This window comes from Nocardioides donggukensis (genome assembly GCF_014842875.1).
Taxonomy (GTDB): domain Bacteria; phylum Actinomycetota; class Actinomycetes; order Propionibacteriales; family Nocardioidaceae; genus Nocardioides; species Nocardioides donggukensis.
This window is the reverse complement of record NZ_JACYXZ010000001.1, coordinates 638,490-661,201: the sequence shown is the minus strand read 5'-3', so window position 1 is coordinate 661,201 and position 22,712 is coordinate 638,490. Positions and strand designations below refer to the sequence as shown.

At 72.7% G+C, this 22,712-nt stretch carries 17 protein-coding genes; 3 read left to right on the top strand and 14 right to left on the bottom strand.

Annotation, left to right across the window (positions count from 1 at the left end; all coding sequences use genetic code 11):
- The first annotated feature begins 294 nt into the window (after positions 1 to 294).
- Positions 295 to 1,188, top strand: coding sequence for a M23 family metallopeptidase (locus IE331_RS03225; protein ID WP_192140421.1), 894 nt, complete (start codon positions 295 to 297; stop codon positions 1,186 to 1,188).
- Positions 1,189 to 1,246: 58 nt separating this feature from the next.
- Here IE331_RS03225 and IE331_RS03220 read toward each other — a convergent pair whose 3' ends face one another.
- Complete coding sequence (locus IE331_RS03220) at positions 1,247 to 2,143, bottom strand: hypothetical protein (RefSeq protein WP_192140420.1); 897 nt, start codon at positions 2,141 to 2,143, stop codon at positions 1,247 to 1,249.
- 235 nt (positions 2,144 to 2,378) lie between these two features.
- On the opposite strand from IE331_RS03220, the gene IE331_RS03215 reads away from it, so the two are divergent.
- Complete coding sequence (locus tag IE331_RS03215) at positions 2,379 to 3,536, top strand: CaiB/BaiF CoA transferase family protein (RefSeq protein WP_192140418.1); 1,158 nt, start codon at positions 2,379 to 2,381, stop codon at positions 3,534 to 3,536.
- Positions 3,537 to 3,948: 412 nt separating this feature from the next.
- Positions 3,949 to 5,532 carry an HNH endonuclease signature motif containing protein gene (locus tag IE331_RS03210; protein WP_192140416.1) on the top strand — a complete coding sequence of 528 codons (1,584 nt, stop codon included), beginning with the start codon at positions 3,949 to 3,951 and terminating at the stop codon, positions 5,530 to 5,532.
- A 678-nt stretch (positions 5,533 to 6,210) separates the two neighbouring features.
- Here the strand turns inward: IE331_RS03210 and IE331_RS03205 are convergent.
- The 13 genes from IE331_RS03205 to IE331_RS03145 all read right to left on the bottom strand — a co-directional run bounded on the left by IE331_RS03205 (position 6,211) and on the right by IE331_RS03145 (position 22,676).
- Positions 6,211 to 7,314 (bottom strand): barbiturase, encoded by a 1,104-nt coding sequence (locus IE331_RS03205; protein ID WP_192140414.1) that lies wholly within the window; start codon positions 7,312 to 7,314, stop codon positions 6,211 to 6,213.
- A 21-nt stretch (positions 7,315 to 7,335) separates the two neighbouring features.
- Complete coding sequence (locus tag IE331_RS03200; RefSeq protein ID WP_192140412.1) at positions 7,336 to 8,322, bottom strand: carbamate kinase; 987 nt, start codon at positions 8,320 to 8,322, stop codon at positions 7,336 to 7,338.
- Between the two features lie 89 nt (positions 8,323 to 8,411).
- Complete coding sequence (locus IE331_RS03195; protein ID WP_192140410.1) at positions 8,412 to 9,155, bottom strand: SDR family oxidoreductase; 744 nt, start codon at positions 9,153 to 9,155, stop codon at positions 8,412 to 8,414.
- Entirely contained in the window at positions 9,155 to 11,080 is a 1,926-nt protein-coding gene (locus IE331_RS03190; RefSeq protein WP_192140408.1) for a hydantoinase B/oxoprolinase family protein, read from the bottom strand. The genes IE331_RS03195 and IE331_RS03190 overlap by 1 nt, the downstream gene beginning before the upstream one ends.
- Entirely contained in the window at positions 11,077 to 13,212 is a 2,136-nt protein-coding gene (locus tag IE331_RS03185; RefSeq protein ID WP_192140406.1) for a hydantoinase/oxoprolinase family protein, read from the bottom strand. The genes IE331_RS03190 and IE331_RS03185 overlap by 4 nt, the downstream gene beginning before the upstream one ends.
- A gap of 88 nt (positions 13,213 to 13,300) precedes the next feature.
- Positions 13,301 to 13,969, bottom strand: a complete 669-nt coding sequence (locus tag IE331_RS03180; protein ID WP_192140404.1) for a lysophospholipid acyltransferase family protein — start codon at positions 13,967 to 13,969, stop codon at positions 13,301 to 13,303.
- Between the two features lie 28 nt (positions 13,970 to 13,997).
- On the bottom strand, positions 13,998 to 15,422 hold the full coding sequence (locus IE331_RS03175; RefSeq protein ID WP_201930973.1) for an amidase: 1,425 nt from the start codon (positions 15,420 to 15,422) through the stop codon (positions 13,998 to 14,000).
- A complete protein-coding gene (locus IE331_RS03170; RefSeq protein WP_192140402.1) occupies positions 15,419 to 16,072 on the bottom strand; it encodes an SRPBCC family protein in 654 nt (217 codons plus the stop codon). The genes IE331_RS03175 and IE331_RS03170 overlap by 4 nt, the downstream gene beginning before the upstream one ends.
- Complete coding sequence (gene cutA / locus IE331_RS03165; RefSeq protein WP_192140400.1) at positions 16,069 to 18,495, bottom strand: aerobic carbon-monoxide dehydrogenase large subunit; 2,427 nt, start codon at positions 18,493 to 18,495, stop codon at positions 16,069 to 16,071. The genes IE331_RS03170 and cutA overlap by 4 nt, the downstream gene beginning before the upstream one ends.
- The gene (locus tag IE331_RS03160; protein WP_192140398.1) at positions 18,492 to 19,004 is read right to left on the bottom strand and encodes a (2Fe-2S)-binding protein; all 513 of its coding nucleotides are present in this window, start codon (positions 19,002 to 19,004) and stop codon (positions 18,492 to 18,494) included. The genes cutA and IE331_RS03160 overlap by 4 nt, the downstream gene beginning before the upstream one ends.
- A complete protein-coding gene (locus IE331_RS16890) occupies positions 18,997 to 19,878 on the bottom strand; it encodes an FAD binding domain-containing protein (protein ID WP_192140396.1) in 882 nt (293 codons plus the stop codon). Before IE331_RS16890 ends, IE331_RS03160 begins: the two co-directional genes overlap by 8 nt.
- The gene (locus IE331_RS03150) at positions 19,875 to 21,245 is read right to left on the bottom strand and encodes a uracil-xanthine permease family protein (protein WP_192141664.1); all 1,371 of its coding nucleotides are present in this window, start codon (positions 21,243 to 21,245) and stop codon (positions 19,875 to 19,877) included. Before IE331_RS03150 ends, IE331_RS16890 begins: the two co-directional genes overlap by 4 nt.
- Before the next feature lie 150 nt (positions 21,246 to 21,395).
- Positions 21,396 to 22,676 (bottom strand): PucR family transcriptional regulator, encoded by a 1,281-nt coding sequence (locus IE331_RS03145; protein WP_201930969.1) that lies wholly within the window; start codon positions 22,674 to 22,676, stop codon positions 21,396 to 21,398.
- Positions 22,677 to 22,712: the final 36 nt, after the last annotated feature.

The window sequence follows — 22,712 nt, the reverse complement described above, 5'->3', positions numbered from 1 at the left end:
CGGCGTGCGAGACGGCCCTCCGTGGCATTTCCTCTCGGCACCCTAGACCTGTTGCGTGGCCCACGACCATGCCGGGTGCCCGGCGACGGGGCCTCCGCCGGGAGCCGGGTGCGCCTGCTGCGGGTCGGGCGGCGCTCCCCGTGATCGGCGGTGTGGGATCGGGCACACCTCTCGCGGAACGGTCGCGAAGGAGCGCGATTGCGTCCACAATGGTCCGCGGGGACGATTTCGACGCGCCGTCGGGGTCGGCTACAGTCAGGGCTTCCCCGAACACTTACGTGAGGACGCATCTCTATGGGCAACCACCGGGCTCCCCGGCGCGCCAACCGCGCGACCCCGGGTCCGTCGGTCGCCGGCATCACGCCGGCCGAGTCGCCCTCCGAGACCTCACCCGCCCGCTCCTCCGGGAAGCGGCGCGCGGTCCGACACGCCGGTCGGCGCGGCCAGCTGGTCCGCCGGCTCCCCTCGGTGCCGGTGCTGCTGGGCGTGGCCGCCCTCGCGGTCTCCGCCGCCGGCGCCGTCACCGTCAGCAGCACCTCGCCGGTGGCCGACGCCAACTTCGTGCTCACGGCCCAGGCCAACGCGATGTCGGGAGAGACTGTCGCGGCCTCGACGAGCGCCGAGGACCAGCGGAAGGCCGCGGTCTCCCGCGACTCCCGCCGTGACGCCCTCCAGAGCGCCAGCAGCGCGAAGCTGCAGGCGGCGGTGGAGGCGCAGGCGAAGCAGCGCAACGCCGAGCTGGCCAAGCTGGCCCAGAGCGCCGAGAAGCAGGCGGCGCGGATCGCGCTGAACCTCTGGCAGCTCCCCCTCGAGTCCTACCGGCTCAGCGCCACCTTCGGTCAGTCCAGCGGGCTGTGGGCCAACACCCACACCGGGCTCGACTTCGCCGCCGACTACGGCAGCCCGGTCGCCTCGGTCACCAACGGCACCGTGACCTCGGTCGGCTACGAGGGCTCCTACGGCAACAAGGTCACCGTGACCACCGACGACGGCGAGGAGCTGTGGTACGCCCACCTCTCCGGTTTCGCGGTCTCGGTCGGCGAGGAGGTCCGCAGCGGCGAGGTGCTCGGCTACGTCGGCAGCACCGGCAACAGCACCGGCAACCACCTGCACCTCGAGGTGCGGCCCGGCGCCGGGGACCCGGTCGACCCCTTCTCCGCCCTGGTCGCGCACGGCGTCACCCCGTAGCCGGCCGCGGCGCGTCGTACGCCGCAGCCGGCCCCCGCGTGCGCGCGGGTCCCAGGTGTCACTCCACGCACTGGACGTCGACGAAGTACGTCCGGTCACCCGCCTTGTGGTTCTTCACGAAGACCGGCACCACCACCGTGCCGTCGACCGGCAGGTAGTCCTCACCGTCCGGTCCCCGGACCGACTCGATGGTGCAGCCGACCTGGTCGTGGATGGTGATCTGGTGCCTGCCCTGCTCCGCCGCCTCGACGTGCGCCTCGTGGAAGGCGAGGATCGCCGGGTTCCACTCGGAGTACTTCACGTTGCTGGCGCCGAGCGTGTCGGTCCACACCGCCGCCATCCCGTCGATGGGCGTGCTCGAGCCGTGCACGTAGAAGCGGGCGTCGATCTCGACGATGTTCTGCGCACGGACCTTGAAGTTGTCGGTCTTGCTCTCGCTCGGCAGGAAGCAGTGCTTGGCCGCTCGGGAGTCGCACGCCAGGTCGTTCGTCAGCGTGATCCAGACCTTGTAGACGCCGCCGTTGTTCGGGGTGTCGTCGTACGGGAACAGCTGCACCGTGGTGCCCCCGTCCTCGCCGTCCGTGCCCGTGCTGTGCGCGCACGCACCGCTCGGGGCGACCGAGCCGAAGACGCCGTCCGCCCCGACCTCGACCTGACGGCAGGAGATGTCGTCACTCGACAGCAGGGTCTTGCCGGACGGGTCGGTCACCATGAACGTGTAGATGCCGGCCGGCAGTCCGGCGGCGGAGTCCGGTGCATTGATGCCGGGTCCACCGTTGAGGTAGACGTCCCGCTTGTCCGCGTAGTGGTTCAGGTTCACCGGGACGCCCGTGACGTCCGTGGTGAAGAGCGCGCCCGACAGCTGCGTGTCCGGTGGCGCGGCGGAGACTGCCCCTCCCAGGGTCAGAGCTGCGGCCCCCGCGACCGCAGCGACCAGTGTTGCCGTTCTCCTCATGACCTGCTCCCTCGAATCGACGGCGGGCGTCGCGAGCGATCCGGCGCCCGGATCCTTTCGACGCTACGCCCGCCCGAAGTCGACGGGCAGGGGCGATCGAGTCATCCCGCCCCCAGCCGGGGACCCCGGGGGCGGCCTCCGCCGGCCACCGGATCGGGCCCCTCACACCTGCGCGGCGGACGCGTTGGCAAGGCCTGCCATATCGACCGCGCGCGGCGGCGCCTAGCGTGCTGGCATGAGCGAAGGCCCCCTCTCCGACCTGTTGGTGCTCGACCTGACCCGCGCCCTGGCCGGCCCGCACGCCGCCATGATGCTCGGAGACCTCGGCGCCCGCGTGATCAAGATCGAGTCCCCCACAGGCGACGACACCCGGACCTGGGGGCCGCCGTTCGTCGGCGAGGGCGAGGACCGCGAGTCGACGTACTTCCTCTGCGCCAACCGCAACAAGGAGTCCCTGACGCTCGACCTCAAGTCGGAGGAGGACCGCGACGTGCTGGCCCGGCTGGTCGAGCGGGCCGACGTGCTCATGGAGAACTTCCGCCCCGGCGTGCTGGACCGGCTCGGCTTCCCGACCTCCCGGCTGCACGAGATCAACCCCGGCCTGGTCGTGCTCTCGATCACCGGCTTCGGTCACGACGGCCCCGAGGCCACACGGGCCGGGTACGACCAGATCGCGCAGGGCGAGGGCGGCCTGATGTCGCTGACCGGCGTCGACCAGCCCACCAAGGTCGGTGTGCCGATCGCCGACCTGCTGGCCGGCATGAACGGGGCGTACGGCGTCCTCGCCGCCCTGCACGAGCGGTCCCGGACCGGCCTGGGCCGGGTGGTCCGGACCTCGCTCCTCGCGGGCGTCGTGGGCGTCCACGCCTTCCAGGGCACCCGGTGGACCGTCGCCGGGGAGGTGCCCGGTGTGTCCGGGGCGCACCACCCGTCGATCGCGCCGTACGGACTGTTCTCGACCGGCACCGCACCGATCCAGATCGCCTGCGGCTCGGAGGGCCTCTGGCGGGCCTTCGTGGCCGCGTTCGGGCTGGACCCCGACGACCCCCGCTTCGCGACCAACCCCGACCGGGTGGCGCACCGGACGGAGCTGGTCGCCGAGCTCGAGGCGATCTTCGCCGGGAACTCCGCCGAGCACTGGCTCGAGCTCCTCGCCGCCGCGGGCATCCCCTCGGGCAAGGTGCGCAGCCTCGACGACGTCTACACCTGGGACCAGACCCGCTCGCAGGGCCTGCTGCTCGAGGTGGAGCATGCCAGCCAGGGCACGCTGACCCTGCCCGGCTCCCCCCTCCGCTTCGACGACAACCTGCACTCCGGGGGCCGGGTCCGGCACGAGGCGCCTCCGACGCTCGGCCAGCACAACGACGCCATCCGCGCCTGGCTCGACACCTGAGGCAGGTCGTCGGTCGCAGGGTCGTCCCCGGGTGGTTGAGGAGGTCGCGCCCGGTGGTTGAGGAGGTCGCCCTCGGTGGTTGAGGAGGTCGCGCAGCGACCGTCTCGAAACCACGCCCCGCCCACCCCCTCGCCGGTTGAGGAGGTCGCCCAGCGACCGTCTCGAAACCACGCCCCGGCCCCTCGCCGGTTGAGCCGGCCGGTCGTCCCCGGTGGTTGAGGAGGTCGCGCAGCGACCGTCTCGAAACCCACCCCGCCGGTTGAGCCGCGAGCCCTGGCGAGCGTGTCGAAACCCGCCGCCGCCGGCCCCCGTCGGTTGAGCCGCGAGCCTTGGCGAGCGTGTCGAAACCCGTTGTGCACAGCCGATTCTCGACCCGGTCCGACTGTCAGTGGGCACGGCTAGCGTGGTTGCCATGAGGACGAAGCCCACCGAGACGACCGACACCGCGGACGCGGTGCTGGGTCGGGCCAAGGGTCTTCGTCGAACCGCGGACCAGGCCGAGGCCGACCTGCTGGTGGAGGCATGCCGCTGGGCGGACCTGCACCCCCCGGAGGGCATCCACCCTGCGGCGACGGTGTCCACGGCACTGTTCGGTGACACCGGCCTGCCGTTGGCTGGGCAGGGTGCACCTCAGGTGGCGGAGTTCTGTGTGGCCGAGTTTGCCGCCAGCATCGGGTTGGGCACCGAGTCCGGGAAGGCGCTGATCGGGGAGGCCCTCGAGCTGCGGCACCGGCTGCCGAACCTGTGGACCCGGGTGATGGTCGGTGACCTGGCCGCCTGGAAGGCGCGTCGGGTCGCGGCCGCCACCATCGTCCTGTCCCCGGCCGCGGCCGAGTTCGTGGACGTGGCGGTCACGCCGGTGGCACACAAGGTCACCCCCGGCCAGGTCGACCGACTCGTCGCCGAGGCGATCGGCCGGTGCGACCCGCAGCTGGCCCAAGAGCGGGCCGACCGGGCGGTCGCGGGCCGGCACGTGACGATCACCCACGGCCAGGTGTCCTTCGACGGCACCAGTCAGGTGCACGGGATCCTCGACCTGGCCGACGCGCTGGACCTCGACACCGCAGTGGCCAACGGTGCCGCACAGCTCAAGGCCCTCGGGTCCACCGAGGACCTCGACGCCCGCCGGGCCACCGCGCTCGGTGGCCTGGCCCGCCGCCAGCTGGCCCTGGACCTCAACCCCAACACCGATGGCGCCGCCGCAAGCGGCCCCAACCCCGACACCGACAGCATCGAGGCCGACCGAGGCCCGGTCGAGTCGCCCCGCAGCGACGGGAGCCGGCAGGCAGCCGCCGGCACCGGCGAGGCGGCCGGCGAGCAGGCCGCCGACGCCGCCGCGGGCGCGAACGAGTCCGACGGCCGAGCCGGGAGTGGGCGGGTGAAGCCGCGGCAGGCGGTGCTCTACCTGCACCTGGCCGCGGACGCGATCACCGGCACCCGCAGCGGAACTCGTGCCACCGGCGGTGGCGCGGCCAGCACCACCGGCACCACCGACGGCGGCGCCGACTCCGGTGCGGGTCGTGGTGGGGTGGTAGGGCGGTGTGAGCTGTCCCGGTCCCCGGTCACCGCCGACCAGATCCGCACCTGGCTGGCCCACCCCGACGCCCAGGTCGTGGTCAAGCCGGTGCTCGACCATCAGGGGCTGGTCCCGGTCGATGCCTACGAGGTGCCGGACCGGATGGGCGAGGCCATCCGGCTCCGTGATGGGACGTGCGTGTTCCCGTGGTGCACCCGCCCGGCCCGGTCCTGCGATGCCGACCACTTGGTCGCCTACGACCCCGACGGCCCACCGGGCCAGACCGCGACCGACAAGCTCGGCGCGCTGTGTCGGCGGCATCACCGGCTCAAGACCCACGGCGCCTGGGCCTGTCACACCCCGAGGCCGGGGGTGTTCGAGTGGACCTCCCCGCACGGGCTGAGGTTCCGACGCGACCGCACCGGCACCCTGGACATCACCGACCCGACCCGCCCGGCCGGTTCCCCGCCCGAGCACTGAGGACCACGCCCCACACCCCACCCCAGGCAGCATCGGGTGGGGGCACAGGCATGTCCACCGGTGGTTCAGGAGTGGGTTCGAGACGCTCGCTGGCGCTCGCTCCGGGTCCTGAGGAGGCGCGCCAGCGCCGTCTCGAAGGGCAACCACCGGAGACCACGCCCGCTTGTCGGTGGTTGAGGAGGGCCGCCAAGGCCCGTCTCGAAACCAGCACGCCAGCCGAGGGTGGTTTCGAGACGCTCGCTGGCGCTCGCTCCTCAACCACCGGGGACCGCGCTCGCTCCGGTTCCTGAGGAGGCGCGCCAGCGCCGTCTCGAAGGGCAACCACCGTCGCCCGGTTGGCCAGGTCGCGCCGCGAGCGTGTCGAAAACCGGTGGCCGGGCAGGACTACGTGCAGCACCCCGCCTCGGAGTGCCGTACGGCGCTGAAGGGCAGTGGCTGCACGTCGTTCTGCACGCGCAGCACCGTCGAGGAGTGGTTTCGAGACGCTCGCTGCGCTCGCTCCTCAACCAGCGAGGACGGCTGGCGCTCGCTCCTCAACCACCGGGGACCGGGCTCGCTCCGGTTCCTGAGGAGGCGCGCCAGCGCCGTCTCGAAGGGCAACCACCGGGGACCGCTGGCGCTCACTCGCAACCGGCCCCGGGGCGGCCCGCCCGCAGGAGCGGGCCGCGCCGGAACGGATCAGCCGAGGTCGACGATGGCGGCGACGGGGCCGCCACCCTCCGGGCCCTGGTGGGCAGCGGAGACCGAGACGAAGACGGCGGGGTCGCCGGTCACGGCGGCGGTGACGCCGCCGACGCAGGACTTGATCTGACGGTGCCAGTGCACGTCGGAGTCGTCGAGCATCGCGTTGCGGCGGCCGCGCACGGTGCCGTCCTGCGACGCCTCGCACTTGAGGAACAGGTTGACGAGCTTGCCGTCGAGGTCGCTCTGGTGCGGGCGCTCGGGCAGCTCCAGCCCGGCGTCGCGGATCGCCTCCCAGAGACCGTCCTGGTCCAGCGCGTCCTTCATCACCGAGTGCCCGATCCGGTACCGACCGCCGACACCCGGCGCGTTGCCGACCACGACGATCTGGGCCTGGTCGAGCTCGACGCCCGACGAGCAGGAGGCGACCGAGCTGAACAGGTCGCGTCGGTGCATGACATCCGCGTCGGTGGGCATCTCGATCTCGCCGAGGGCCACGGCGATGCCCAGCGCGGTGACGCCGTTGGAGAGGTCCATCGACTCGTGGGTGTGCTCGGTCCAGACGGTCTTGCCGCGGCTCTTGGCGTCACGGATCGTGTTGATCGTCAGCAGCGGGGTCTTCGTCTGGACGTAGTGCACGTCCTTCGGGTCCGTGATCCCGGCGCGCTCCATGGCCACCTTCACCGCGTCCGCGACCTTGGAGATCATCGGGGTGCGGCCGATCTCCTCGGGCAGCAGCTGCTCGCTCATCGCGAACCCGACGGTGAGCCGGGGCTCGTCGGTCTCGACCTTCTCCTCGTCGGGGACCGTCGCGAAGATCGTGGCGTGCGGGCTGATGACGCCGTCGGTGCCACCGGACCACACGATCGGGACCTGCTTGACCTGGTCGGCCGGAGCGCCCTTCTCGATGAGCACCTCGCGGAAGGCCCGGTCGGCGATGATCCGCGTGTAGTCGTTCACCCCGCCGTTGCCCTCGGTCTTGCCGATGATCGCGATCACGCGGTCCGCGTGCATGACACCGTCGTCGATGAGCTTGGCCAGCTCACTGGCGTCGGCGACGGAGTGGATCGGCACCTTGCGTACTTCGATGGCGGAGGGCATGGGGTTCCTTTCGGTGGAGGGTCAGTCGGGTACGACGACGGTGCCGGAGGTCCCGGCGACGGCGTCGAGGATGTGCTCGAGGTTGGTGATGACGGAGCGCTGGCCACCCTGCTCGACGAAGCGGCAGGCCGCGTCGACCTTGGGGCCCATCGACCCACTGGCGAAGTGGCCGTCGGCGGCCAGCTCCCGCATCCGGGAGACGGTGACCTCGCCCAGGGGCTCGGCCTCGGGGGTCCCGTAGCGCAGGATCGCGTGGGGTACGTCGGTCGCGACGACGAGGACGTCCGCCTCGACCGTGAGCGCGAGCAGCGCCGCCCCCAGGTCCTTGTCGATGACGGCCTCGACACCGCGCAGCACCTGCCGGCCCCGGTCGTCGGTGTCCCGGACCACGGGGATCCCGCCGCCGCCGTTCGCCACGACGACGTACCCCGCGTCCACCAGGGTCCGCACGGCTGCGGCGTCGAGGATCTCGCGAGGCTCCGGGGAGCCGACCACGCGCCGCCAGCCCTTCTCGCCGCGGTCCTCCCAGATCTCGCCGTGGGCGATCAGCGGCTCGGCCTCGGCGGCGCTCAGGAACCGGCCGACGGGCTTGGTGGGCGTGCTCAGCCCCGGGTCGTCGGCGTCGACCCGGGTCCGGGTCACCACCGCCGCGCAGCGACGGTCCGAGTCGCGTCGCGCCAGGGCGTCGTCGAGCGCGTCCATCAGCACGAACCCGAGCGTCCCCTGCGTCTGCGCACCGCACCAGTCCAGCGGCACGGGCGGCACCACGCCGGCGGCCAGCTCGTTCTTGACGAGCAGGTTCCCCACCTGGGGACCGTTGCCGTGGGTGAGCACCACGTCGACGGGGTCGACGGGGTCGACGGGGTCGGCACCGGCCGCGGGTGGGCTGGTCAGCAGGTCCGCGACCGCGCCCATGGCGACCCGAGCGGCCGCGATCTGGTCCTCGGGCCGGGCCCGCCCGTCGGCGGAGGTCATCGCGTTGCCGCCGAGTGCGAGGAGGACTCTCATGCGTCGAACCTAACAACCGGCAACGGCGCCGACACTGGCAACTCGAGCCAACCAGGAGCCCGACCGCGGGCAGGTGTTGCCATACGCACTCACCGGTCCGATACGCGGGCGGGAGCCGTCGGAGTCCGCCCCAGCAGCGTCGTCATCGGCACGGTGCCGACCGGCAGGCCGTGCGCCTCGTAGTAGGCGAACATCGCCAGCAGCCAGGACCGCTGCCGCTCGTCGAGGCCGGCGCCGTCCGTCCGTGCCCACTCCTCCGGGTCGAGGACCTCGGTGGCCGCGCCGACGGCAGCGGCCACCCCGGAGACGTCACCGCGCCACGACGCCAGCTCGTAGGTGGCGCCGGCGTGCGCCTCGTCGAGCAGCACCGTGGCGGCCACCTCGGCCAGGTCGTCGAGGTGGGCGAACCCGAACGGTGCGTCGAGCCGGTAGGGGACGACGATCGTCGAGCCGTCCAGCGGCAGGTTCTGCAGGTAGGCGCCCGGCTGCAGGATCGTCCAGGCGAGGCCGGATCGCCGCACCAGGTCCTCGGCCCGGGCCTTGCCGAGGTGGTGCGGCAGGTCGGGTGCGTACGGCGCGGCCACCGAGTGGTGGACCACCCTCCCCACGCCGGCGGCCCGCGCCGCCGCGAGGATCGCGGAGACGTGGGCGGGCTCGTCGGGGTGCAGGTTCGGGGCGATCAGGTACGCCGCGGCGCAGCCCCGCAGGGCGCCCGACAGGTCGGGCCACTGGGCACGACCGAGGGGGACCGGGACCGCCCCACGGGCGGCCAGGGCCCGCGCCACGGCGCGTCCGGTCTTGCCGGTCCCGCCAAGGATCCCGACCCGGGTCATCAGGACACGTCGACCGCCGCGTGCGCGGCCCCACCGGCCAGCGTCGCGTACCCGGGGCCGCGGTCGAAGAACGCCTCCGCGGGCCCGTGGCGCGAGCTCCGCTTGGCGGCCGTCGCCTCGGCGTCGAAGCCGAGCGTGTCGTCGTCGCGGGAGCCGGTCAGGACGACGCCGTAGTCGGCGAGCGCCGCCTCCGGGGAGACCTTGCGCCACTGGACGTCGCGGACCACGGAGCCGGGCTCCCGGTCGAGCGGGTTCCCCCAGCCGCCGCCGCCGGTGGTGCGGATCCGGATCACCTCGCCGGCAGCGACAGGCTCGGCGTCGGCCAGGGCGTCGACGATCCGTTCGTTGGGTCCGCCGGCGTCGATGGTCACCTCGAACGGCTTGCCGGCCAGGCCGCCCTTGACACCCCAGCAGGCCAGGATCGACCGGTCCGCGATCGACATGAAGTGGCCGTCCTTGAGCATCCGGATGTGCTTCTCGTAGCCGAGGCCCCCACGGAACTGGCCGGCACCGCCGGAGTCCATCGCCAGCGAGAGCGCCTCGACCCGGAACGGGAACCGCGCCTCGGTGAACTCGCTCGGCAGGTTGCGGGAGTCCGGCACCACGTGGATGGTGTCCTCGCCGTCGGCGTAGTAGCGCCCGCCCGACCCGCCCCCCAGCACCTCGCGCATCAGGTACGGCCGGCCGGCGAGGTCGTCGCCGTACACGCCGGTGTAGCGGATCGTCTCCTGGTCGGCCGGCATCCGCCCGTCCACGGCCTTGGCCAGCACGCCCGCGAGCACGCCGAGCAGCCGCAGGATCACGAACGTCCGGGCGTTCGTCGGCGCGGGGAACACCGGGGTCAGCAGGGTGCCCGGCGGCGGGAACCGCATCTCGATCAACGGGATGATTCCCTCGTTGACGTCGAGCTCGGCCATCCGCTCCGGGCTCTCGGCCAGGTTGCGGAGGATCGGCGCGAGCCACTTCTTGAGGAACACCCCGTCGCTGTAGTCGCCGCAGTGGTTGATCGGGCCCTTGGCCTGCGGGGACGTGCCGTCGAAGTCGAGGATCAGGCGCTCCCCGTCGGGGTCGTCGGCCGCGGTCCGGGTGAGCGTGATCCGCTGCGTGTGCAGCATCGGCTCGTCGACGCCGTCGTGCTCGGCGTAGTCCTCCCACACCCACTCCCCCACCGGGATCTGGCTGAGGATCTCGCGGCGGTAGGTCTCCGTGGTGCGGTCGATGATCGCGTCGAAGCTGGCCTCGACGGTCTCCCGTCCGTAGCGGTCGAAGAGCTCCCCGAGCCGGCGGGCGCCCATCAGGCAGGCCGAGCACTCGGCGTCGAGGTCCGCGGCCAACGACTCCGGCATCCGCGAGTTCCGGGTCATGATCGCCAGCGCCGCCCGGTTCGGCTCGCCGGCGTCCCACAGCTTGATCGGAGGGACCATCAGCCCCTCCTCGAACACGCTCTCCGCGTTCGAGGGCATCGAGCCGGGCACCGCGCCGCCGATGTCGTCGTGGTGGCCGAAGGCCTGGATGAAGGCGACCACCTCGGGCCCGGACCCGCTGTCGTGGAACACCGGGACCGTGACGCACAGGTCGGGCAGGTGCCCGATGCCGCCCTCGGAGCGGTAGACGTCGTTGTGGAAGAACACGTCGCCGGGCTTCATCTCCGCGAGCGGGAAGTCCCGGGCGATCGGGTGCACCAGCGCGCTGTAGGAGCGTCCGGTCAGCTTGCGCAGGAGCCGGTCGTGGATCCCGGCCCGGAAGTCGTGGGCGTCGCGGATCATCGGACTCCGGCTGGTGCGCGCGATCGCGGTCTCGACCTCCATCTCCACGCTCGCGAGCGAGCCCTGCACGATCTCGACGACGACCGGATCGGCGCTGCGACCGGCGTCGGCGGTCAGCGTCCCGAACGGGAAGTCCGTGGGTGCCCTGCGGCTGCTCATGCCTCGCTCCTCGTGACGATGATGTTGAGGTACTCGTCGATCCGGGCCGTGAAGCCCGGGTGCAACGGCACGGTGGAACCGAACTCCTCGATGATCGCCGGGCCCACGACGGTGGTCCCGGGCGCCAGGTCCGGTCGCCACAGGACGGGGGTCTCGAGGTACCCGTCGGCGGCGTCGAAGCAGACCTGCCGCGTGCCCCGCGGCTCGACCGAGGCGCCCTCGGCTTCCCCGGTCACGGGGTGCCGGGTGATCTCGGGTCGCTGGATCGGGCCGACACCGGAGACCCGGAGGTTCACCCACTCCACCTGCTGGCTGGGGTCGTGGGCGAAGTCGTAGCCGTACAGCGCCCGGTGCTCGTCGTGGAAGCGCTGGGCCACCTCGTCGAGGGCGGCCTGGTCGAGGACGCCGTCGGCGACGGTGACCCGGACCTCGAAGGCCTGGCCGAAGTAGCGCACGTCGGCGGTCCGCAGGAACACCTGGTCGGCGTCGGCGAAGCCCTCCGTGGCGAGCGCCGTGCGCGCCTGCCCGGCCAGCGTGTCGTACGCCGCCTGCACGGTGCCGAGGTCGAGCTCGTCGTGGAGGGACACGGCCGTCTGCACGTAGTCGTTCTTCACGTCGACGGTCAGCAGGCCGAACGCCGAGACGTTGCCCGGGTTCGGGGGCACCAGCACCGTCGGCAGGCCGAGCACGTCGACCAGCCGGCACAGCAGCAGGGACCCCGAGCCGCCGAACGTGGTCAGCGTGAAGTCGCGGACGTCGAGGCCGCGCTTGACGGTCACCTGGCGCAGGGCGTTGGCCTGGTTCCACGCGGAGATCTCCAGGATGCCGGTGGCGCAGGCCTCGGGGGTGAGGCCGAGCTCGGCGGCGAGCGTCTCGACGCCGTTCCGGGCAGCCTCCACGTCGAGCGGGATCTCCCCGCCCAGCAGGTGGGGAGGGATCCGACCGAGGAAGACGTGGGCGTCGGTGATCGTGACGTCCTTGCCGCCCTTGCCGTAGCACAGCGGCCCCGGGTCGGCGCCGGCCGAGTGCGGGCCGACCTTGAGCGTCCCCTCGGGGGAGAGCCAGGCGATGGAGCCACCCCCGGCGCCGACGGTGACCACGTCGATCATCGGGATCTTCGAGGGGTAGGCGCCGACGGTGCCCTCGGTGGTGAGGGTGGGCTCGCCGTCGATGACCACCGAGACGTCGGTCGACGTGCCGCCCCCGTCGCTGGTCAGCACCCGGTCGAATCCGGCCACCTTCGCGATCAGCGCGGCGCCCAGGGCGCCGGCCGCCGGACCGGAGAGGACGGTCGTGATCGGCTGGTGGACCACCTCGTCGGCCGAGAGCACGCCGCCGTTGGACTTCATGACGTAGAACGGGACCGAGTCGGAGCCGGTGGCCGCCGCGGCGGTCGCGTCGACGGCGTACGCGTGCAGGCGGTCCTTGATGTTGTTGACGTAGCGCGAGAGCCGGGGCTTGACGGCGGCGTCGACCAGCGTGGTCATCGCCCGCTCGTACTCGCGGTACTCGCGGAGCACCTCGCTGCTGATGGAGACCACCGCGTCCGGGTGCTCCTCGCGGAGCACCTCGCGCATGCGCAGCTCGTGGTCGGGGTTGGCGTAGGCGTGCAGGAAGCAGATGCCGATCGTGTCGATCCCGCGGTCCCGGAACCAGCGCGCCACGGTGCGGGCGCCGTCCTCGTCGAACGGCCGGACCTCGGCGCCGGTGAAGTCGAGCCGGCCGCCGACGGCCTTGACCAGGTGCCGGGCCACGATCCGGTCCGGCTTCACCCAGAAGTAGGAGTTGCCGTACCCGTCCGGCACCGACTGGCGGGCGATCTCGAGCATCGCCTCGTAGCCCTCGGTGGTGATGAACCCGAGCTCGTCGACCTTGCCCTCGAGGAGCTGGTTCGTGGCCACGGTCGTCCCGTGGCTGACCGCGCTCAGGGCGCTGCCGTCGCCGGCCGGCAGGCCGAGGAGGCCCAGGACCTTCTCGATGCCGGCCATGAAGCCGTCGGCGGGGTTGCCCGGTGTGGAGGCGGTCTTGGTGGTGATCAGCTCCCCGGAGGTCTCGTCGAAGGCGACCACGTCGGTGAAGGTGCCGCCGGTGTCGATGCCGACCCGGATGCGGCGGGATGAGGTTTCGGCCATGCCCCGATTCAAGCGGTGCCCCGGCCCCCGGGCGACGGCAGAATCCGACAACAGAAGCGGTGTTCGTTGTCACCAGTCGCCAACGGGGTCAGGCGTCGGGGGGCCGCTCGTTGTAGCAGCCCGCCAGCTCCTGACCGGTGAGCGCCTGGATCGCGGTCATGATCTCGTCGGTCACCTCGCGCCGGGCCCGCCCGGCCGGGACGCCGTCGTAGCGCCCGGCCACCTCGATCGGCTCGCCGAAGGTGACGCTGACCTTGGCGAGGTGCAGCCGGTTGCTGCCGACCGGCTGGATGTCCTGGGTGCCGGCCAGCCCGACCGGCACCACCGGGACACCCGCGGTCAGCGCCAGGTGCGCGACGCCGGTCCGGCCCCGGTAGAGGCGGCCGTCGCGGGACCGGGTGCCCTCGGGATAGATGCCGAACGCCTCACCGCGGGCGAGCACCTCGAGGGCGGTGTCGAGGCTGTTCAGCGCCGCCTTGGTGTCGTCCCGGTCCACCGGAAGCATCCCGGTGCTCTCGAACCACAGCCGGGTCGCGTGGCCCTTGAGCCCGGTGCCGGTGAAGTAGTCGGACTTGGCGAGGAAGGCGACCTTGCGCGGGACCACGATCGGGATCACCACGCTGTCGACGAAGCTGAGGTGGTTGCTGGCCAGGATCAGGCCGCCGTGGGCCGGGATGTTCTCGAGCCCGACCACCGTGGGCCGCCACACGGCCCGGGCCAGCGGCTGGACGACGCGGTGTGCGACCCCGTAGATCATGGCCACATTGTGCCCGCTCCGGCCGGGGTCAGGGTCGAGCGTCCGCGCCGACCTCCCGCTCGAACGCCTCGGCCACCTGGAGGAGTCGGCGCTCGGCGCCGTGCGGCGCCACGATCTGGACTCCGACGGGCAGCCCGTCCCGGGTCCGGCCGGCCGGCACCGAGATGGCCGGGCACCCGGTGACGGTGATCAGGTACGCCGAGCGCATCCAGTCGAGGTACGTCGTCATCGGCCGGCCGTTGATGGCGGTCGGGAACTCCGCGTCGCTGGCGAACGGCGGCACCTGGGAGACCGGCAGCACCAGCACGTCGTGGTCGACGAAGAACAGCCGCATCCGCTCCGCCAGCGTGGTGCGCTGGATGTAGGCCCGGGCGACGTCGGCCCCGGTCAGGTGCTCACCGGCCCGGATGTTGTCCGCGAGGGCCTGCTTGAACTGGTCCGGGTGCTCGGCCAGCAGCGCCCCGAACGTGGCCTGGAAGTGCCAGGCGCGCAGGGTCCGGAAGGTGTCGTCGGCCTCGCCCAGGTCGGGGTGGGCCGCCGTCACCCGGGCGCCCGCGCCGCTCAGCACGGCCGCCGCGGACTCGGTGACCGCCGCGACCTCGGAGTCGACCTCGAAGGCGCCCCCCAGGTCGAGGGAGAAGCCGACCCGGAGACCGGCCAGCGAGCCGCCCAGCGAACCGTCGGCGGGCGGCGCGAAGGTCGCGCCGGGCTCACCGAGCGCGAGCGGCACCCGGGGGTCGGGCCCCGCGAGCACCGAGAGCAGCAGCGCCACGTCGGCGACGTTGCGGGCCATGGGACCGCCCACGGACAGCGACTCCCACTGGTTGGCGGCCGGCCAGCCGGGCACCCGGCCCAGCGACGGGCGCAGCCCGACCACGCCGCAGAAGGACGCCGGGTTGCGCAGCGAGCCGCCCATGTCCGAGCCGTCGGCCAGCGGCGTCATCCCCGCGGCCAGGGAGCACGCCGCACCGCCGCTCGAGCCACCGGCGGAGCGGGTCGGGTCGTGCGGGTTGAGGGTGGTGCCGAACACGGTGTTGAACGTGTGCGACCCGGCCGCGAACTCGGGGACGTTGGTCTTGCCGACCAGCACCGCCCCGGCGCCGCGGATCCGCTCGACGAGCAGGTCGTCGTGGTCGGGCACGTTGTCGGCGAGCAGCGGGGAGCCGAAGGTGGTCCGCCAGCCCTTGACGTTGTGGGTGTCCTTCACCGCGAACGGCAGGCCGTGCAGCGGGCCCGGCTCCCGGCCGGCGGCCAGTGCCTCGTCCGCCTGCGCCGCCGAGGCCCGGGCCCGCTCCTCGTCCAGCGAGACGATCGCGTTCAGCTCGGGGTTGCGCTCGGCGATCCGGTCCAGGTGCAACTCGAGCAGCTCGCGCGCGGAGATCTCCCGGGCGCGCAGCGCCGCGGCCATCTCGCGGGCGGTGGAGTGGGCGTCGAGCCCCCGGGAGGCGGTCACCGGCGGCCGATCCGACCGGCCAGGACACCGAGCAGCACCAGTCCGGCGCCGACGGCGATCCCCTTGAGGAACTCCTCGGGGCCGCCCCCGCCGGCGGCCGCGGGGCGCGTGAAGACCTGGCCCGCGGCGGGCGCGGCACCCGCCGCGGAGTCGGGAGCCGCGCCAGGGGTGCCCGACGCCCCCGATGTCATGGCCGGAACGGCGGGCGCGGCGCCGCTGAGCACGCCCTCGACGTTGCCGAAGAACTCGGCGGCCATCCGCCGCGAGACCGAGGTCAGCATCCGCTGGCCGACACCGCCGATCATGCCGCCGACGACCGCGTCGGCGGTGTAGGTCAGCCGGGTGGTGCCGTCACCGTTGTCGGCGAAGCTCACCGCCACGTCGGCGCCGATCGTGCCCGGGGCGCCGGCGCCCTGGACCGCCATCGTCAGCGACTCGTGCTCGACCAGGTCGGAGAGCACGCAGGTGCCGTCGTAGGTGCCCTTGATCGCGGCGACGCCGGCCGAGACGGTCATCGCATAGCTGTTCTCAGCGGTGGCCTCCAACCGCGTGCACCCGGGGATCGTGCCGACCAGGACCTGCGGGTCGAGCAGGGCGCCCCACACCCGCTCGACGGGTGCGTTGAGGGTGTGCTCTCCGGCGATGATCATGACTGCTCCTCGGGGGCTGGGCCCTGGCTGGCGGGTTGGCTGGCGTGCTGGCGGCGGAGCTCGAACAGCTCCGACGGTGAGATCGGCATGGCGGTGACCGGGAAGCCCTCGGCGTCCTCGATCGCGGCCGCGAAGACGGCCGAGCTCGGGATCACCCCGGCCTCGCCGGCACCCTTGAGGCCCAGCGGGTTCAGCGGCGACGGGGTCTCGAGGTGGTCGATGTCGATGCCGTCGGGCACCTCGGTGACGTAGGGCATGAGGAAGTCCATGAAGGAGGCGTTGAGCAGCTGGCCGGAGGCGTCGTAGACCATCCGCTCGTAGAGCGCACCGCCGATGCCCTGCGCGACGCCCCCGTGGATCTGCCCCTCGACGATCATCGGGTTGATGATGTGGCCGCAGTCGTGGACGACGGCGTACTGGAGGATCCGCACCTCGGCGGTCACCGGGTCGGTCTCCACGATCGCCGCGTGCATCCCCGACGCGAACGTCGACCGCTCGGGCGAGTAGAAGTCCTTGCCCTCCAGCCCCGGCTCGTCGTCCTCGGCGACCGGCGGGCGGCCGGGGTCGCCGACGCTGAACTGGGTGGCCGACTTCGACGCCTCGTCGAAGGCGTAGCGCAGCGGGTTGGACAGCACCGCGACGGTGCCGAGGCTCATCGACGACCCGGGCGCGCCCTTGACCCGCACCTCGCCGTCGACGAGCTCGAGGTCGTCCTCGTCGGCCTCCAGCGCGTCCGCGGCGATCCGCAGCACCTTCTCCTTTGCGCGGGTGGCCGCGAGGTGGATGGCCGAGCCGCTCATGACCGCGGCCCGCGAGGCGAAGGTCCCCACGGCGTACGGCATCCGGCGGGTGTCCCCGGTGACCACGTCCACGTCCTCGAACGGCACGCCCAGGACGTCGGCGACGAGCTGCGCGAAGACCGTCTGGTGACCCTGGCCCTGGGAGGTCAGGCCGGTGGCGACCTTGACCCTGCCGCTGGTCTCGATGTGCACGTGGGCGCCCTCGTAGGGGCCGACCCCGGTGCCCTCGACGTAGCAGGCCAGGCCGATGCCGAGTCGACGCCCCTCGGCGGCGGCCTCGGCCCGGACGGTCTCGAAGTCGTCCCACCCGACCAGCGCCTTGATCTTCTCGAGCATCGTCGGGTAGTCCCCGGAGTCGTAGATCAGTGGCCGGCCGTCCTGGAAGACCATCTGGTGGTCGTAGGGGAACTCGTCGGGCTGGATGAAGTTGGCCGCGCGGACCTCGGCGCGGTCCTTCCCGAGGTGGGCGGCGATCGCGTCCATCGTCCGCTCCATCACGTAGCACCCCTGCGGCCGCCCGGCGCCGCGGTAGGGGGTGACGATGACGGTGTTGGTGTAGAGGCTCTCGAACCGCACCCGGTAGTTGTCGGGCTTGTAGGGGCCTAGCAGCTGGGTCGAGGTGATGATCGGGACGATCAGGCCGTACGGCGAGTAGGCGCCGTGGTCGTGCCAGAACTCGACGTCCAGCCCGAGCAGGCGACCGTCGTCGTCGAAGCCGACCTCGACGTGGTGCACCTGTCCCCGCTCGTGGGCGGAGGAGATGAAGTGCTCGCGGCGGTCCTCGGTGAACTTGACCGGCCGGCCCAGGGCCTTCGCCGCGAGCGGCACCAGCAGCTCCTCCGGCCAGGGGTGGTTGATCTTGACGCCGAAGCCGCCGCCGACGTCGGGCGTGATGACGTCGACCTGCCCGAGGTCGAGCCCGAGCTTGGCCGCCACCGCGGCCCGGACGCCGGTCGAGGTCTGGGTGGAGGTCCACACCTGCAGTCGGGAGGTGTCGGGGTCCCACCGGGCGACCGTGCCCCGACCCTCGAGCGGCGTGCAGGCGCTGCGCTCGATGGTGAGGTCCAGCTCGAGGCGGTGCGGGGCCGCGGCCACGGCCGCGGGCGCGTCGCCCACGTGCTGGTCGAGCCGGGCGCCTACGTTGCCGGGGACGTCGTCGTGGACGAGGTGGGTGGCGGCCCGGGCGGCCTCGATGCCGACCACGGCCGGGAGGAAGTCGTAGGTGACGCGGATCCGCTCGACGGCGTCCTCGGCGAGGTAGCGGTCGTCGGCGACCACGAAGGCGATCGCCTCGCCGACGTAGTTGACCTCGTCCCTCGCCAGGGCGTACTGGGTGCGGCCGTGGGTGAGCGCGTCGTGCGGGATCAGCAGCGGCAGCGGCTCGGCCATGGCGTCGGCGAGGTCCTCGTGCGTCCAGACCGCGTGCACGCCCTCGACGTCGAGGACGTCCGCGACGTCGATGTCGACGATCCGGGCGTGCGCGTGCGGGCTGCGCAGGACCGCGGCGTGCAGCATCCCCGGGAAGGCGCCGACGCCGACGTCGTCGACGTACCGGCCCTGGCCGCGAAGCAGGCGCTGGTCCTCGACCCGCTGGACCTTGGTGCCGAACATCTTCGTGGTCATGCCCGCTCCCCCTCGCCGACGACGTCGCCCTCGGCGATCAGCTCCGAGGCGCGCTCGACGGCCCGGACGATGTTCTGGTAGCCGGTGCAGCGGCAGAGGTTGCCGGCGATCATGTCGCGGGCCTCGTCGTGCGTGGGGCACGGGTTCTCGCGCAGGCCGGCGGTGATCGTGGTGAGGAAGCCGGGCGTGCAGAAGCCGCACTGCAGCCCGTGGCACTCCGAGAACGCCTGCTGCACCGGGCCGAGGCCGCCGTCCGGCTCGCCGAGCCCCTCCACGGTGGTGACCTCGGTGCCGTCGGCGGACACGGCCAGCATCAGGCACGAGCGCACCGGCCGGCCGTCGACCAGCACGGTGCACGCGCCGCACACACCGTGCTCGCAGCCGACGTGGGTGCCGGTGAGGGCCAGGTCGTGGCGCAGGGCGTCGCTGAGCAGCCGGCGGCCCGGCACCTGCACCTCGCGGGTGATGCCGTTGACCCGCAACGACACGTCGTGGAGCTCCTCAGGCATGGTCCGGCTCCCCTCTCTCGTCGGTGGCGTGCGCGTGCGCGGCCCGCAGGACGCGCCCGGTCAGGTGCCGCACGAGCATCGCGCGGTAGTCGGCCGCGGCGTGGATGTCCTCCTGAGGGTCCAGGTCGGCCAGCGCCGCCTCGCCGGCAGCGGCCAGGGAGGCGTCCGTGACCCCGTCGGCCAGGCTGTCGGTCAGGTCGACGACGGTGGGTACGTCGCTCACGGACAGGTAGCCGGCACGGGCCTCGACGACTCGCCCCCCGGCCACCCGGACCAGGCCGGCCACTCCGCACATGGCGTAGTCGCCGTGCCTGCGGGCCACCTCCTCGAAGCCGACGCCCGCGCCGGGAGCCAGGGCCGGGAAGAACGCCTCGAGGGCGATCTCGTCGGGGCGCAGGCTGGACTCCAGCGGTCCGAGGAAGAGGTCGTCGGCGGCGATCGTGCGACGCCCGGAGGCCGAGGCCACGTCGACGCTGCCGCCCAGCAGCCGGAGCACGACCGGCATCTCGGCCGCCGCGTCGGCGTGCACGAGCGAGCCCACCGTCGTGCCGCGGTTGCGGATCGTCGCGTGGGCGACGTTCCCCAGCGCGAGGGCGACGAGCGGCTGGCAGGCCCGGGCCTCGGCGGAGGCGAGGACGTCGGCGTGCCGGGCCAGCGCCCCGACCCGGACCCCGTCCGCGGTGGCGGTGACGTGGTCCAGGTCGGGCAGCCGGTTGATGTCGACCAGCAGGGCCGGGGCCGCCAGCCTCATCGAGAGCAGCGGCACCAGGCTCTGGCCCCCCGCCAGCACCTTGGCGTCCGGGCTCTCGGCGAGGACCGCGAGGGCCTCCTCGAGGGTGGTCGGGCGCCGGTAGGCGAAGGGTGCCGGCTTCACAGGACCTTGGTCACCTCTCCCGCTCCGAGCTCCTCTCGTCGGCCCTTCACCAGGTGGTAGTACACGATCACGAGGATCGTGCCGAGCGCGATGCCGCTGAGGGTGAAGTCGTCGGTGATCTGGAGGCTGACGTCGCCGACGCCGACGATGATGCCCGCGGCCAGGCCGACCAGGTTGACCGGGTTGCCGAAGTCGACCCGGTTCTCCACCCAGATCTTGGCGCCCACCAGGCCGATCATGCCGTAGAGCACGACCGTGATCCCGCCGAGGACACCGCCGGGGATCGCGTTGACGACCGCGCCGAACTTCGGGCACAGGCCCAGGATGATCGCGACGATCGCGGCCACGTAGTAGGCGGCCGTGGAGTAGACCCGGGTGGCGGACATGACGCCGATGTTCTCGGCGTACGTCGTGGTCGGCGAGCCGCCGAACGCCGAGGCGAACGCGGTGGCCAGGCCGTCGGCACCGATCGCGCGGCCCATGTAGGGGTCGAGGTCGTCGCCGGTCATCTCGGCGACCGCCTTGACGTGGCCGGTGTTCTCGGCGACGAGCGCGATCACGCCGGGGATCACGAGCAGGATGAACGTCAGCGAGAAGCTCGGGCCGTGGACGACCGAGACGCCGTCGGCGAGGGTGCCGCTCGGCAGCCCGATCCAGTCCGCGGTCTGCACGGCGGCCCAGCTGACCCGGTCGTGCTCGACGGCGACGCCGTCGCTGGTCGGCAGCACCGAGGTGATCGGGCCGAAGACGGTGTCGGCGAAGAACGAGAGGAGGTAGCCGAAGATCAGCGACAGGAACACCGCGATCCGCGACCAGAAGCCCGGCAGCAGCACGGCGCCCATGATCATGAACGTCGCCGTCGCGAGCGCGATCCACTGGTCCTGGGGCCAGTAGATGTTGGCGACCACGGGGGCCAGGTTGAAGCCGATCAGCATGACCACGGCCCCGGTGACCGCGGGCGGCAGGATCTTGTGCACGATGCCGGCGCCGCCGATGTGCACCAGGAGGCCGAGCAGGGCCAGCAGCAGGCCGGCGACCAGGATCGCGCCGGTGACGTCGGAGGAGTCACCTCCGGCGGCCCGGATCGCGACGACGCCGCCCACGAACGAGGCGCTGGTGCCGAGGTAGCTGGGGACCCGGTTCTTGACGATCAGCAGGAACAGGATCGTGCAGAGGCCCGAGAACATGATCGCCAGGTTGGCGTCCAGGCCCATGACGATCGGGAACACGAACGTCGCCCCGAACATCGCGACCACGTGCTGGGCCCCGAGGCCGATCGTGCGGCCCCAGCTGAGCCGCTGCATCGGGCCCACGGACTCGCCGGGCGGCGGTGTCTTCCCGCCGTGGACGAGCTCCCACTGGAACATGCTCATGCTGCCTCCTCGTCTCCGGGCGCCCGATCGGAACTCGCTGCCCGCCGCCCTCGAATAGCCCGACGGTAGTGTCCGACCTCACAGGGACTCACCGGCGACTTGTGCCCAACGAACCCGCAGATCGGTGGCAAGAGTTGTCGCCGGTCACCCGCCCGGGGCGATCTCGAGCACCCGGAGTGCCACCGCGACGTCGAGACGCAGGTGCGGGTCGGAGGCCACCGGCCCGAGGATCCGCTCGAGCTTGCCGACCCGGTAGCGCATCGTGTTGTAGTGGAAGAACTGGAGCCGGGCCGCGGCGGCCACGTTGAAGTTCGTGTCCAGCAGCACCTGCAGCGTCTCCCGGAGGTCGGCCGCCTCGGAGGTGTCCTCGGCCAGCTCGCGGAGCACGTCGCGGGCGAACCGGCGCAGCTCCCCGCTGTCGGGGACCAGCGCGATCAGGCGGTGCACGCCGAGCTGGTCGAACCACGTGGTCGACCGGCCTCCGTTGACCCGGCGGCCGACCTCGACGGCGCGCCGCGCCTGGCCGTAGGCGTCAGGGAGCTCGGCCAGGCTGGAGACCACGCGGCTGACCCCCACCGAGAAGGGCCGCCGTCCGCCGCCCCGGTCGCCGGCGACGGCCTCGACCATCTGCCGCACCAGCGCACCGCCCTCGTCCGCGGCACCCTCGGGCACCGGCACCAGCGTCACCACCTCCGAGGAGAAGTCGACGCTGGGCACCCCGGAGTCGTGGCTGCGGCTGACCATCCGCCAGGCGGCGGAGAACCGCTCCTGCCACCGCCGGCGCACCTCGCTGGACGGCGGCTCCTCGTCCTGCCCGCTCGCGGCCGCCGGGTCCAGCTCGGCGGCCACGACCACCATCGGCCGGTCCAGGTCCCAGCCGAAGGCCTGGGCGTGCTCGAGGACGTACTGCTCGTCGCCGGCCCGCCGCAGGAACACGTCGCGCAGGAAGTCGCCGCGGTACTTGCTCTCCACGGCCGTGACCGCCTCCTCGCGGGTGATCAGGAGGGCGGCGACAGCGGCCGCTCGCTCCAGCGCGTGGACGTCGTCGGAGGAGATCGTGCCGCGCTGGCGGAAGCAGACCAGTCGGGCCAGGTCGGCACCGCCGGCCGCGATCCGCAGCGATCGCACCTCGCCGGCACCGGCGCGGACGCCGTCGGGACCGGCCCGCTCGACCCGGAACCGACCGGTCGGGTCGAAGAGCCCGGCCTCCGCCAGGAGGGTGCGCTGGTCCTCGGCCAGGGTGCCGGCGCGCTCGCGGCCGTCGGTGGAGGTGACCAGCACCCACACGTCGAGCACCCGGGCCACCTCGTCGGCGATCCGGCCCAGGTCGCCGCCCTCGAGCACCAGGTGGGTGAGCGCGGTGTGGAGCGCGTCGATCCGGGCCAGCGCCTCGGTCGCCTCGGTGGCCTGAGCGGGGGTTATCAAGACTTGCGCCTTTCGCGAGGATCGGTTGGCACAACC